The organism is Microcoleus vaginatus HSN003, assembly GCF_022701255.1.
Classification (GTDB): domain Bacteria; phylum Cyanobacteriota; class Cyanobacteriia; order Cyanobacteriales; family Microcoleaceae; genus Microcoleus; species Microcoleus vaginatus_B.
The window spans coordinates 5,909,914-5,924,563 of the sequence record NZ_CP031705.1; the positions used below are offsets into that span (position 1 = coordinate 5,909,914).

Genomic DNA, 14,650 nt, shown 5'->3' on the forward strand with positions numbered 1-14,650 from the left:
AAGAAGAAAGGAGAGGGGCAGGTTCAGGATTATGGATGATGTAGGTCGATCGCCTATTTGTAAACTCGCCTGCAGGCGATCGGCTAATTTACTTGTAGCCAAGCTGCACACCCTGGTAATCATCAGTCATTCCCAATTCTTTAATCTCAAATCTTAAATCTCAACTAAGATAAGTTCTGTAAATATAAAAGACCTCGCTCCCGGCAGTAGTGCTATAGTAAGTATTTAACCCGTTTTCAAAATTTCAACTATTCTTAAATTAACAAAAAATAGAGATAGATGACCAGCACTCAAACAGAAGAGAATAAAGCCAACATATTAATTGTTGACGATACTCCCGAAAATTTGCAAGTTTTATCAGCAACGCTGTCCGATCGGGGCTACACAGTCCGAGGCGTAATTAACGGCAAAATGGCCATCAGAGCCGCGCGATCTGGTTCTCCCGATTTGATTTTACTCGACATCAAAATGCCGGACATGGACGGCTACGAAGTCTGCATACAGCTCAAGGCAGATCCGCAAACATCAGAAATTCCAGTTATTTTTATTAGCGCTTTAGATGAAGTATTGGACAAACTAACCGCCTTTAAGGTGGGAGGGGTAGATTTTATTACAAAACCATTTCATGTAGCAGAAGTTTTAGCGCGAATTGAACACCAACTGACTATCCAAAGACTGAAACAACAATTGATTGAGCGCAATAAAGAACTGCAACAAGAAATAATAGAACGCAAAAAAGCCGAAGAAGCAGCGGCCGCTGCATCGCTCGCAAAAAGTCAATTTGTTGCCAACATGAGCCACGAACTGCGGACTCCCCTGAACGCCATCCTAGGTTTTACCCAACTCATGAGCCGCGACTCTTTACTCAACCAAGAAAATCTCGAAAATCTCCGCATTATTAACCGCAGCGGTCAACATTTGCTGGAACTAATTAACGATGTTTTAGACTTGTCGAAAATAGAAGCAGGGATAATTGGCTTAGATGAACGTAGCTTTGACCTTTATCAACTCCTCGACAGTCTCGAAGAAATGTTTCAAATCAAAGCTGAAACCAAAAAATTGCAACTGAGATTTTCCGTGGAGGCGAATGTTCCCCAATATATAAAAACTGACGAAAAAAAGCTGCGCGTATGCTTAATTAACCTGCTGGGAAATGCCATGAAATTTACTCTCGACGGTGGCCGTATTTGGCTGCGCGTGAGCGTGGAAAGCAACCAGCCACAGCCGAGAGAATTGGAAACTCATCCTAACTCTAACTCAGTCGCACCAGTATTAATTTTATTTGAAGTTGAAGATACGGGAGTTGGCATACCAACAGCAGAAATTGATACTTTATTTGATGCTTTCGTGCAAACACAAGCGGGGAGAAAAGCGGCTGATGGTACGGGGTTGGGTTTGACAATTACTAAAAAATACGTGCAGATTATGGGCGGGGATATTTGGGTAAAAAGTGTTTTAGGCGAGGGAACCAGTTTTAAATTTAATATCCGAGTATTTGCGGCTATTTCGTCTGAAATAACAGTAGCAACATTGCAGCGGGTGATTGGACTAGAAGCCGATCAACCGGTTTATCGGATTTTAGCAGTTGACGACAATCAAGAAAATCGGCTGCTGGTGGTTAAAATGTTGCAAACAATTGGTTTTGAAGTCCGAGAAGCGGAAAATGGCTACCAAGCGGTTGAAATTTGGGAAAGTTGGCAGCCTCATTTAATTTGGCTGGATACGCGAATGCCAGTAATGGACGGTTTTGAAGCTGTCCGACAAATTAGAGCGAAAGAGAAAGAAACTCAGTGGCGAACTGTAATTATTGCTCTGACTGCTAGCACTTTTGAGGAAAAAAAAGGCGAAATTATCGCCGCAGGTTGCGACGATTTTGTGCGGAAACCTTTTCAAGAACAAACCCTCTTTGATAAGATGGCTTGCTACTTGGGAGTGCGCTATCTTTATCAAGAGTTGCCCCGGCTCCCAGTGGGGGCTTTACGGCGTTATTGCGTGAGCGAAAAACCCGATTCATTTTTCGGAGGGCTGCTGGCCCAGATGCCTCAAAGCTGGGTGCAGGATCTCTACGATGCAGCTAATGATGTTAATGAAGAGCTGGCGATTCAACTTGTCGATCGCATCGGGGAAAGTCATCCAACTTTAGCTCATGCTTTAAAAGATTTGCTTGCCGATTACCGACTCGACAAGATCCTGGATTTAACTGAATCGAGTTTAAAATAAATGGATAATAGCGAAATTAAAGTATTGGTGGTTGATGACCAGCCGAGCAATCTGCGGTTCTTATCCAAACTGCTAACATCCCAGGGATATCAAGTTTACCGAGCTATTTGCGGTCAACTGGCGTTGAATGTTGCGATCGCCCATTGCCCGGATTTAATTTTACTCGACATTAGAATGCCGGAAATGAACGGTTATGAAGTTTGTCGGAGACTGAAAGCGACACCAGAAACCGAACAAATTCCGGTGATATTTTTAAGTGTATTAGATGAAATGAACGATAAATTACAAGCTTTTCGAGTAGGAGGAGCCGACTATATTACTAAACCATTTCAAGTAGAAGAAGTTTTAGCGCGCATCGACAAGCAAGTCGGCTTGCAAAGACTGCAACAGCAATTAAAAGAACAAAATAATCAATTGCAACAGTCGCAGTCGCTGCTTGCTAGCATATTAAATAGTTCCTTAGACTGTGTGGTGGCTTATTCTGCCGTCCGCAACCGTGAGGGAAATATTGTAGATTTCCAGTGGTTGTTGATCAACCCGGCTGCGGAAAAATTTTATGGTCTACTATTAAATGAGATCGTTGGCAAGAATTTGTTAGCCAAAATTTCCCAAGTTAGCAATAGCGAGTTATTTGATTTGTATGTTTCTGTAGTAGAAACAGGAGAAACTGTAGACCAAGAATTTTCTTACAAACATGAGCAAGATACAATTGTTTGGCTGCACCTTGTTGCGGTCAAATTAAACGACGGTCTGGCAGTCACATTTCGCAACATTACCGAGCGCAAACGAGCAGAAATTGCCCTGCGAGAGAGCGAAGAACGCTTCCGCGCGATATTCGAGCAAGCGGCAGTCGGCATAGCTAAAACCGCGCTCTGTGGTCAATTTATCCGAGTAAATCCTGGCTTTTGTCAAATTGTCCGCTATGCAGAATCGGAATTGTTACAGCAAAATTGGCAGGCAATTACTCACCCGGATGACAGAGAAGCTGACAGAGAATACGTGCGATCGCTCTTATCGGGGAAAATTCAAACTTTTTCTCTGGAAAAGCGTTTGCTCTGCAAAGATGAGGCAGTGCGGTGGGCGAATGTTACTGTTTCGGCAATGCGCGATGTCAAGGGGACAGTGCAGTATTTGATTTGTGCGATCGAGGATATTTCCGAACGCAAGCTGGTACAAGAATTGCTGCAAGAGAGTTTAGACGCTCAAACCCGCTACGCTCAAGAATTAACTCGTTCTAATGCCGAACTAGAACAGTTTGCCTACGTGGCTTCTCACGATTTGCAAGCGCCTTTGAGCACGATTGCCGGCTACGCTCAACTATTAGAAAAACGCTCTTCCAACCAACTTGATGCCCAAGGGAATAAATTTATCCGCAATATTGTTAATTCTTGCGAGCGGATGCAGGCGCTGATTGATGACTTGCTGGAGTATTCACGGGTCGGTCGCAGTCAGAAACCTTTTGATCTCATAGATTGCAATCGGGTTTTTGAGGATGCTTGTGCTAATTTGTACTTAGCCATCCGCGAGAATCAAGCTTCTGTTACTAAGGGGGATTTGCCCAGGGTAACAGGTGACTGTTTTCAACTGCTGCAACTGTTTCAAAATTTAATTGGTAACGCCATTAAGTACCGCAGCAGTGAGCCACCGGTGGTGCATGTGGACGCTTCGCGTCAGGGCGATAGCTGGGTGTTTTCAGTGCAGGATAATGGGATTGGGATTGCCTCACAGTATCATCCGCGAATTTTTCAGATTTTTCAGCGCTTGCACACCCAAAAACATTATTCGGGAACTGGGATCGGTTTAGCGATTTGTCAAAGAATTGTCGAGCGGCACGGCGGCAGCCTTTGGGTAGAATCAGAACCCAATCGAGGCTCGACTTTTTATTTTTCTATTCCTCTACCAAAGTGAAGTCAGCAGCCCGCCTGAAGCAGTCAATCGATTTTATATTTTATATTTTAGATTTTAGAATTGAAAAAAGCGACCTCACTGATACAGCATATTCCATATAAATGTAGTACAGAGAAACCGGATTTCTTGAACAGAATCAGTAAGGATGCGAGAACTCTAAAGAAACCCGGTTTCTGGGGTGTAATTTATAAAGCTGGAATACGCTGTAAATCCCGGGGCTTGTGATGAAGATTCGGAGCTTTTTTCTCGATTCACGGATGAATGCGGGGGCTTGTCACCGAATTGCTTGATTGTCACCCGTCCTTTACTTAAGCTTTAAATATCTTTATCTTTTCTTTACAAAAATGCTTATAAAGTGTAGCATATTCACTGATGACATGGAGCTAAAAATCTATCAATATAAATCTATGAGATCTATCCTTATACAACTTATAAATCAGCGGTGCGCGCAAGACTTGTTAATTTTTTTCAACTGTATCCAGAGCATCTTGCTTTGGGATGCAATAGTTTCGCTAGTAGTTCGCCCAGAAGGATTTGTGATGTGTTTGCAGTTTGCCGCTTCTCGGACAGACTGGGAAGTGAAACAAGCATGATTCGCAAACCTTTGCAAATCGAGAAAAATCGTAAATTACTGCAACACACTTTCAGTGTTCTCAGACAGATTTACCGAATGATGGCAAGAGATGCTGTGCAGGTACTCAGACACGGCTCAAAATCCCGCAACCTCACAAAAGACGTTCGGAGTGAGGCAAAGCGGTGAATTATAAAAAGAAAAAATTTACTCTTTTAATAGCAAACGATGACGAGGATACGCGCTTTTTGATGGAGGAAGCACTGCGAGAAGTTCGATTAGCAATTACGAGCGAATTTGTGGAAAATGGAGAACAGGTGCTAGACTACTTGTACCGTCGGGGTCAATATTTTGCTAGCAGCAATTGGCATCAGCCAGACTTGATACTTTTGGATCTGAATATGCCGAGGCTGGACGGGCGCGAAACACTAACTTCAATCAGATCAGACCCCCATTTGCAACACATTCCGGTTGTAATGCTCACAACTTCCCACCGCAGAGGAGATATCTTGCTTTGCTACAGATTGGGAGCCAATTCTTTCATATCCAAACCAGTCACTTTTGAAGGATTGCTTGAAGTAATGAAGACTTTATGTGAGTATTGGTTTGAAATCGTTTCACTCCCGCCAGATATGTAAACTTTAATGTAGGGCTAAATCCCTAGTTTAAGTGTATAGTGAATTTGAGAAGCAGCCATATTGGCCGAGCGCAAGTATCGGTGTCAAAACAAAAAAGTTTCCTTAGACCCGCTCCAAACCTATAGTTGTGTTAACTCGTAAGCAATGTTTGAAAATTTTGTTGGTTGAGGATGACCTCGGAACTCCGACAATGATCGAAGACCTTCTAGGGTCATTCAGCGAGTCTTTATTTCTTCTCCAAACGGTTAAGTCTCTGGAGATAGGAGCCGGGTGTCTGGAAGTAGAAAAGTTTGACGCCGTACTATTAGATTTGTCAGTGTCAGACAGCTTGAGGGGAAGCGAGGCGATCGCAGTTTTGAAAGCGCGATGGCCCACATTGCCAATTGTGGTGCTGACAGATATAAGCGATGAAAATATGGCCCGGTCGGTATTGCGCTGGGGCGCTCAAGATTGTTTGGTAAAGGGAAGATTTCACAGAACTCTGCTGGTGCGGGCAATCCATTACGCGATCGAACGCCAGGAAATCGAAGAACAATTGCGGCAGCAGGCTCTGCGACAGCGGCTGTTGGGCAAAATGATCGAACATATTCGATCGTCAATAGATCCGGCCAGCATTCTCCAAAATACCGTTGCAGAAGTGCGCCAATTTCTCCAAACAGACCGCGTTTTAATTTATCGCTGTCAGGATTGGGTGCCTCAATTGGACGGGGAAGAGCAAAAAGGTGCGATCGTCGCCGGTGACGGTTTGCCAGAAGGTTATATTGAAAACCAAACTATTAGTGCTGCTTTGGCGGTGTCATGCTTTGTTTTAGTCGAATCCCAGTCGGTACAAGCAATAGCAGATGTCAGCACTGCCCCCTTGGCTGGCAGTTGCAAAGAATTGCTGGCAGATTGTGAAATGACAGCAGTTATTAGCGTGCCAATTTGGCAATCAGGCGACTGGGAAACGGCAAAAGAAACAGAAGAAGCCCTTGTTTGGGAAGCCGAAAAAAATCTAGATGCAGCGGAAAATTATATCTGGCAGCAGACGACTGGCCAACCGCAGACCCCGGGTAAAAATTTGCCGGATTCGATCGCAGAAAATGGCAATATTTTGTGGGGAATGCTGACAGCATACAATTGCAGCGGTGTCAGGGAATGGCAGCAGTGGGAAATAGATTTTTTACAGCACTTGGCAAATCAAGTGGCGATCGCGATCGAACAATCTCAACTTTACCGCAAGCTAGCAATAGCCAATCAAAAATTGCAGCAACTGGCAACTACTGACGGACTGACTGGCATTGCCAATCGCCGCCAGTTCGATCGCGTTTTGAGATTAGAGTGGCGCAGATTGGCAAGAGAGCAACTGCCCCTGTCTCTAATTATGTTGGACATCGACTTTTTTAAACTTTACAACGATTTTTATGGGCACCTCGGCGGGGACGATTGTTTGCGCCAAGTTGCTGGGGAGATCGCCAGATCCACCAACCGGGCTGGGGATCTGGCCGCCCGCTACGGTGGGGAAGAATTTGCCGTAGTGCTGCCCAACACTAGCGCCGAAGGGGCAAACGCTGTCGCCCGGAAAATTTGCGACGGCATCGCCAGCTTGAAACTGCCCCACGCGCGATCGTCGATCGGCCCCTACGTTACCCTCAGTTGCGGCATTGCGACAGTGATTCCTTCTGTCCAAGAATCTCCCAACACCCTAATTCGCAGCGCTGACAGCGCCCTTTATCAAGCCAAAACCGCAGGCAAAAATCGCATTTGTCACGCCAGCAGTAATTCGGAATCTTCCCCGATTTTTATGTAAAAGTTGAAGGTAATTGGTAATTGATAATTACTAATATCGTGTTTAATTTTTTACTCAAAATTCAGAACTCATATTGTTGACCTTTGCATCGGAATAATAATTTTCGGAGTGCAGTGCCAGCGGAATGCGATCGATTGACCCGGAGCAAGGAGAATGCTCGCTTGCAGGCTATAATTCCAATGCTTGGGTATTTGATATTACTGAGATGTTGCACTATTCTCAATTACTTGTTTACGAACAGGCAAGATGCCTGTTCCACAAGAAAATTCACTCTTTGATGTTACTGAGATGTTGCACCATTCTCAATTACTTGTTTAGGAACAGGCAAGATGCCTGTTCCACAAGAAAATTCACTCTTTGTGGAACAGGCATCTTGCCTGTTCTTGAGAATGGTGCAAGATGTGAGATATTACCCATTTCCGCTGCCCAATTTCCAATTACCAATTGCTAATTTATTGCCCCATATTTGAGTTCGTTTAGGAACAGGCAAGATGCCTGTTCCACAAGAAAATTCACTCTTTGTGGAACAGGCATCTTGCCTGTTCTTGAGAATGGTGCAAGATGTGAGATATTACCCATTTCTGCTGCCGAATTTCTAATTGCAAATTTCTAATTTATTGCCCTAAATTTGAATTTCTACCAGTTAAAATCGGCCGCACTGGAATTTCAATCAAAAACTCCGCTCCCTCACCCGGTGTCGAAATACAGCTCAATCTGCCGCCGTGGCGATCGACGATAATCGAGTGAGAAATCGACAATCCCAAACCCGTGCCCTTGCCCACAGGTTTAGTCGTGAAAAATGGGTCAAACAGCCTCGATCGCACTGACTCTGGTATCCCCCGCCCGTTGTCGGCAATAGATACCGCTACGAAACCGGCACCCGCCTGATAGCTGCGAATAGCGATCGTGCTGGGATGTCGATCGCACTCCTCGATCGGACGCTGCTTGTCCCGTTCTTCCAAAGCATCGATCGCATTAATTAAAATATTCATAAATACCTGATTCAACTCGCCCGGAAAACATTCAATTGGCGGCAATAGTTGGTAATCTTTAACAATCTGAATTTCCCGATGACTGCTGGGAGATTTCAACCGATTTTGCAAAATCATCAAAGTGCTATCAATTCCCTCGTGAATATTGACCGACTTCCCAGCGGACTCGTCCAATCGGGAAAAATTACGCAACGATTTCACGATCTCGACAATTCGCTCGGTTCCTACTTGCATCGAATTAAACAATTTCGGGAAATCCTCAGCAATATAATCCAAGTCTATTTCATTAATTTTCTCCAAGACTTGGGCTGGAGGATTAGGACAGTAATGCTGGTAAAATTTAATTAATTCCAGCAAATCTAAAGTGTAATTACGAGCGGGAGTGAGATTGCAGTGAATAAAGCTAACAGGGTTATTAATTTCGTGAGCAACACCAGCAACTAACTGACCCAAACTCACCATTTTTTCATTCTGAACAAGCTGAGCTTGAGTAGTTCTGAGTTTGTTAATAGCTGCTTCTAACTCTAGGGCTTTTGAACGTTCTCGCGCTTCCGATTCCTGCAAAGCTGACTCGGCTTGTTTGCGATCGGCAATTTCACTTTGTGCTTGCTCAAACAGCATTGATTGCTGGATCGCGATCGCCAACTGCACGCTAATTTGTTTGAGACACTCGACCTCAATTTCCAGCCAGTGACGGGGGCCCGCGCACTCGTGAGCAATCAATAGCCCCCACAACTTCTCGCCTTGCAAAATCGGCACTACCAAATTAGCTCGCACCTGAAATTGACTTAATAAGTTAATGTAACACTCAGAAAGGCCTGCTTTGTAAATATCATCTACAGGTAGAGGGCGACCGTTTTCGTAAGCAGAGGCCGAGCTGTCTTCCAAGCAGGAATCTTTAATAGTTATTCCCTGAATAGGCAGCCAATTTTCGCCCACAGACTCGACAGTTATAAAACCGCTCCAATCGGGATTAAACTGATAAATAACAGTCCGGTCTGTTTGTAAAAATTGCCGTACTTCAGCAACAGTTTTTGTCAAAATTTCTTCTAAATTTAGAGAAGAGCGAATGCGTTCCAGCATCCCTACCACCAGGCGTTCTCGCTTTAATTGCTGGCGCAAGATAGCCTCGGCAAGTTTGCGAGTGCTAATATCTTCAATCACAGCAATTACATAGCTAGGTTCGCCCAACCCATCCCGCACTAATGATACAGTCATATTAGTCCAAACAAATGAACCGTCTTTGCGAATAAAGCGTTTTTCCAGGGAATAATTAAAAATTTCTCCAGCTAACAGTCTGTCGCGCGACTCGACCTCGGCTGCTACATCGTCGGGGTGAGATATATCCCCAACATTTCGCGATTTTAGCTTCAATTCCGAGTATCCGACAATATTGCAAAAGCCTTGATTTGCATTCAAAAATTGACCGTCTGGCCACACTTTAACAATGCCGATCGCCGCTTGTTCAAATACAGCTCGAAATCGCTGTTCACTTTCTTGTAAAGCAGTTTCGGCTTTTTTGCGGTGGGTAATATCCATTGCCGTGCCAAACAGCCTCACCACCTGACCAAACTCATTTTTAACCGATTGTCCTTTAGCGTTAACGTGCCTGATTTCTCCTGATGGAAAATAGATGCGGTGGTCGATGTCGTAAGCTGTCCCTTCAGTCACTGCCTTTTGGACAACTTGTGTAAAAACTTCTTTGTCATCGGAATGAATTTGCTCTAAAAGTTCTTCCATTGTCGGTGGCCGATTCCCTTCTCGACCGTAAACTCGAAACAGTTCTTCCGACCAAGTAATAATTCCTGTCTCGATATCGAATTCCCAATTGCCGATGCGGGCTATTTTTTGCGCGGCTTGTAACTGTTCGGCAAGTTTTTGCAGAGATGCGATCAACTGCGTTTTTTCGGCTTCTGCTGCAACGCGGGCGCTGATATCTTTATGAGTGCCTGTTATCCGCAACGGCGCACCCCATTCGTCGTACTCGACTACCTTGCCCATCCCCAGAATCCACTGCCAATTGCCCGCTTTGTTGAGCATACGAAATTCAACTTCATAGATATCAGTCTCACCTTCCAAATATGAATTTAAAGATTCCATTACCTTCAGTCGGTCATCTGGATGCAGCAAACTTTCCCAACCTTTGAGGTTATTTTTAATGTCGGTTTCTGCGTAGCCAAGCATGGATTTCCAATGAAAGTCGAAATAAGTTTCGCCAGTAGCTATATTCCAATCCCACAGCCCCAAAGAACTGGCTGAAACCGCCAACTGCAATCGCTCTTGACTGAGTTTTAATGCCGATTCGGTGCGTTTTATTTCTGTGAGGTCGGCAATTATGGCTATCATTCCTATCGGTTGACTAGCGCTATCTTTAATACAGTTAGCTCGCAATAAAGCTTCTCTACTATCGCCATTTTTACTCTTAATTTCTATTTCACTGTCCCAGGAAAAACCTTTCCGCAGCACCCTAAATAACTTTCTCAAATCTTGAGATTTGGGGTACATTACTGCTGGGCCGCCGGCATTATTGAGTTCCTCAACTGTATAGCCGTAGCGCTGAATAAATGCTTGATTGTGATAAACGGAATAACCGTCCAAATCGGCGATCGCGATCGCATCAGTAGCGCTGTCTACAGCTTGAGTTACCAGGCACAGAGTCAGTTCGGCTTGTTTGCGATGGGTAATATCAAAAATCGCTCTGTCGAGCCACCAAACTAGCCCTTCTAGATTGTAAGTTGGTCTACCTCTTTCCGAGATCCACCGCACCGCGCCGTCAGCACGCACAATCCGGTATTCTAGATGGTACGGCAGTTTCGACTCTACTGCTGCGCTGACTTGTCGATCGACCATTTCCTTGTCTGCCTGGTGGACGAGGCTAGCAAAATTCAAGCGGTTGTTGCGAAGAAAATCCTCAGCAGGATACCCACTAATTACCTCAATTTCATCGCTAATAAATACCATCGTCCACTCAGCATCGTACAAGCTGCGGCAGATAGCGCCGGGGATATTCTCAACGAGCGATCGAAATCTGGCTTCGCTCTCCCGCAAAGCTGCTTCTGCCTGTTTTAAATCAGTAATATCCAGCACCATGCCTTCCCAAACTATATCCCCTTCCTGCCCTATTTCCGTCGCACAATCAACTCGTTCCGGTCTCGAAACCCCTCGCACCCACTTAAGTTTTCCCGACGGTACAATCACGCGCCATTCCTGCTGCCAGGGCTGCATATTTGCCGCCGAAACTGCAATAGATTCTTCAAATTTTTGACGGTCATCTGGATGAATAAAATTAAAAAGTAGTTGAGGATTCTGCTGAAGATTTTCTGGTTCCAATTCATATAAATCGCGGCTCCCCGAAGAAATATAAGGAAAACTTTTTTGGCCGTCGCTTGAGAGGCGAAATTGATAAATTATTCCCGGTAAATTGGCAGCAAGTTGTCGCAGTCTAGCTTCGCTTTCTTGCAGGGCTAATTGTTTGCGCCTCTCCTCAGTGATATCTCGAATTATCCCCACCAGAATTTTACTGCCGTCGGTATTTTCAAAGACAGTTTTTTTAGTAGACAGAATGTGCTTTGTACCGTTGGCGTCCGTAAATATTTCCTCGCTCTGGTTTTCTTTCCCCGTCCTAAACACTTGTTGGTCATTCTGCCAAAAAATCTCAGCTTCTTGTTTTGGGAAAAAGTCGTAATCCGATTTGCCCAGCAGTTCCTCGCGCTGCTTCCCGATCAGCTTGCAAAAAGCATCATTTAACAGTATCCAACGGTGCTGTTCATCCTTGACAAAAAGTGGGTCTGCAACTGCATCGATCGTATAATTCAAAAACTTTTTACTAGCTTCGAGTTCGGAAAGTGCTAAAATTTTATCTGTAATATCATTGATAGTTCCTGTCGTACCCTGCACCTCGCCGGTCCAGCCAAAAATAAAAAATTCTTGGACTTCCACCCACCTAATTTCGCCATTTTTGGTAACATATCGACTTTGGTAACAACAGGATGCTTCTTGATTTGGTCGGCGACCTCTAAACGAATTTAAATATTGGTATTTATCCTCAGAATGAATGTAACTCAAACAGGAAGTTCCTAAGCTTTCATCAACGGTAAATCCCGTAATTTCCGTCCAAGCCGGATTGAGAAAAGTCCAATTGCCAGCAGTATTTGTTTCAAAAACTACTTCTTTGATATTGCCAACAACCTGCTGGTATTTTTCTTGACTTTTTTGCCATTCTGCTTGCCGTTTCTGGCGGGCGATCGCGCACCTGAGCGTCCGCAACAGCAGGCGGCTGTCTACTTGTCTTTTCACCAAATAATCTTGGGCGCCGGCAGCAATTAACTCGACAGCCAGTTCTTCGTCATCGGCCGCTGTCAGAATGACGATCGGAATATTTATACCGCAATTTTGAAGGCGGAAAAAAGTATTAAATTTTAGGCTGTCAGGAAGTGAAAGATCTAATAAAATTACATCAAAAATTTGGTCGCTTAAAATTTCTATAGCTTCCCGGAGGCGAACTACATTGGTCAGATCAATTGATTGTCCTAGTTGGGGTTCAGACAGCAGTTCTTGAATGAGTTCTGCATCTTCTGCACAGTCTTCTACTAAAAGAATTTTCAAACAAGCAGGCTTTAAAGTTGACTCAAAAACAGATGTCATACCATTTTAGATTTTAGATTTTAGATTTTAGATTTGGAATGACTGACGACTATCGCAGCTTGGTTCTTGCGTACAGTGGCATTTTTTTTACTGCTATCCTTTTGCTATTTTTTAGTAATTATAAAATCTCAGCAGGGGATGCAGCTACCTAGCTCATGATTGGGGAACTTGAACCGCACGCTTGAGAGTGGGCTGTGTGCTTGCAGACCCCGCAGATTTATTTGTAGAATTGAGTTGTTCGCTGCAAGTTCTCCGCCTCGCCCGAAACCTAGTGGCCCAAACTTATCATAGTCTTACCAATATTGCAACTCAACTCTATTTTAATTTACAACCTTTGGCAGGGGAATAGCAAGAGGCAAGTCAAAAGAGCGCGGAGTAATCAGAATTTGCATTGCTGATAGCCTTTGAAACTTTAGATTTTAAATAGACGTTTAAAGCTTGCCTAAAGTGGCCTTATTTTTTCAAAATGGTATTACTACTAAGTTACGAGAATTACCGTTGATTTACAAAATACGCTGTGAGATTGTGTTAGCTTAATTGCCCGCAATTAGCGCCTATTTGTATTGAGCAATGCAAGTCCTCTCTTGATCGAGGAACCAAGACTTGCATTCCTTGCTACAAATTTAATTACCAACTTAATTATGGTTGTCTAACCGGACACAATTTAACTCAGTTGAGTCGCTCAAATTTTCTGCGGTTTGGGCAGCACAACTGTAAACACGCTGCCTTGACCGACATTGCTGCTAATAGCAATCTCACCGTTAAAAGGCTTTAAAAGTTCAATACAAGTATAAAGTCCTAGGCCAGTTCCTGTCGGTTCCCCTTCGGTTTTTTCCTCGCCTTTAGGTGGCTTGGATGTGTAAAAAGGGTCAAAAAGTTTTGGCAAGTCTTCAGATGATATGCCGCATCCCGTATCTGCAATATCCAGGTATATGTTCGAGTCATCTTGCCGAGTCACGATAGTTATTTCTCTGCTTTTCTTTTCCCACATAGCATCCATTGCATTATTGATTAAATTATAAAATACTTGAGAAAGATAGGAATAAATTAATGGAATACTGGCAATTTGTTCGTCATAAAAGTATTTTTTTCTAATCTTATTTTTAAAATACATATTGCCTTCCAATAGCTGAATTTCTCGCTGCACTAAATCGTTGATATTCACCGGGTGCAAATCTTGCTTTTGCTCATTTCGGCTTTTCATCATCAGAGTATCCATGATCTGATTGATTTTTGTGACCGCTTGAAATATATACTTAGTATAATTAAACAGAGAGTCTTCTTGAATTTGTGTGGCTTTTGTTTCAATCAAATCGACGCTAGTCTGGATCACTTGCAGGGGACTTTTGAGGTTGTGAACCATTCCCTGGGTCAAACGTCCGATGATGGCTGTTTTTTCCTGGTTTATTAATTGTTTGGTTTTTTGTTCAACAAGTCTTTCCAGGTTTTGGTTGAGGTGGGCAAGTTCGAGGTTTTTTTCTTCGAGTTTTTTTTGCAAGCTGCGGATTGTCAAGTGGGTTTGAATGCGGCTCAAAACTTCTTCGTGCTGGAAAGGCTTAGTGATGTAGTCAACGGCTCCTGTCTGAAAGCCTCTTACTTTATCAGGCGTATCGGAAAGGGCGCTCATAAATATGATGGGAATATCTTGCGTTGACGGGTCTGCTTTCAAACGTCGGCAAGTTTCAAAACCGTCAATTCCTGGCATCATGATATCCAAAAGAATCAAGTCTGGATGGATGTAGTCAATTTGCTCGATCGCACTTTCGCCGTCTAGAGCCACTAATACTTTAAACCCGTAATTCCTTAACAACTCGAAAAGTACGTCAAGATTTGTTTGGTTGTCATCGACAATTAGTATGATGCTTCTTTCGGAATTCTTATCGTTCAT

The 14,650-nt window shown here is 43.7% G+C and carries 10 protein-coding genes; 8 read left to right on the top strand and 2 right to left on the bottom strand.

What is annotated here, in order from left to right:
- Nucleotides 1-279 precede the first annotated feature (279 nt).
- From D0A37_RS25420 to D0A37_RS25450, 7 genes are all read left to right on the top strand, one after another.
- On the top strand, nt 280-2,220 hold the full coding sequence (locus D0A37_RS25420; RefSeq protein ID WP_242718664.1) for a response regulator: 1,941 nt from the start codon (nt 280-282) through the stop codon (nt 2,218-2,220).
- Entirely contained in the window at nt 2,221-4,128 is a 1,908-nt protein-coding gene (locus D0A37_RS25425; RefSeq protein WP_242718666.1) for a PAS domain S-box protein, read from the top strand.
- A gap of 407 nt (nt 4,129-4,535) precedes the next feature.
- Nucleotides 4,536-4,721, top strand: coding sequence for a hypothetical protein (locus tag D0A37_RS25430; RefSeq protein WP_242718668.1), 186 nt, complete (start codon nt 4,536-4,538; stop codon nt 4,719-4,721).
- A complete protein-coding gene (locus D0A37_RS25435) occupies nt 4,718-4,888 on the top strand; it encodes a hypothetical protein (protein WP_242718670.1) in 171 nt (56 codons plus the stop codon). The genes D0A37_RS25430 and D0A37_RS25435 overlap by 4 nt, the downstream gene beginning before the upstream one ends.
- Complete coding sequence (locus tag D0A37_RS25440; protein WP_242718672.1) at nt 4,885-5,337, top strand: response regulator; 453 nt, start codon at nt 4,885-4,887, stop codon at nt 5,335-5,337. The genes D0A37_RS25435 and D0A37_RS25440 overlap by 4 nt, the downstream gene beginning before the upstream one ends.
- A 127-nt stretch (nt 5,338-5,464) precedes the next feature.
- Entirely contained in the window at nt 5,465-7,126 is a 1,662-nt protein-coding gene (locus tag D0A37_RS25445; RefSeq protein WP_242718674.1) for a sensor domain-containing diguanylate cyclase, read from the top strand.
- Nucleotides 7,127-7,455: 329 nt separating this feature from the next.
- The gene (locus tag D0A37_RS25450; protein WP_242718676.1) at nt 7,456-7,596 is read left to right on the top strand and encodes a hypothetical protein; all 141 of its coding nucleotides are present in this window, start codon (nt 7,456-7,458) and stop codon (nt 7,594-7,596) included.
- Nucleotides 7,597-7,740: 144 nt separating this feature from the next.
- Here the strand turns inward: D0A37_RS25450 and D0A37_RS25455 are convergent, their stop codons facing one another.
- Entirely contained in the window at nt 7,741-12,762 is a 5,022-nt protein-coding gene (locus tag D0A37_RS25455; protein WP_242718678.1) for a PAS domain S-box protein, read from the bottom strand.
- Between the two features lie 196 nt (nt 12,763-12,958).
- On the opposite strand from D0A37_RS25455, the gene D0A37_RS25460 reads away from it, so the two are divergent.
- Nucleotides 12,959-13,111: a hypothetical protein gene (locus tag D0A37_RS25460; RefSeq protein WP_242718680.1), complete on the top strand. Its 153-nt coding sequence runs from the start codon at nt 12,959-12,961 to the stop codon at nt 13,109-13,111.
- Between the two features lie 333 nt (nt 13,112-13,444).
- On the opposite strand, the gene D0A37_RS25465 is transcribed toward D0A37_RS25460, so the two are convergent.
- Nucleotides 13,445-14,650 (bottom strand): hybrid sensor histidine kinase/response regulator, encoded by a 1,206-nt coding sequence (locus D0A37_RS25465; RefSeq protein WP_445242562.1) that lies wholly within the window; start codon nt 14,648-14,650, stop codon nt 13,445-13,447.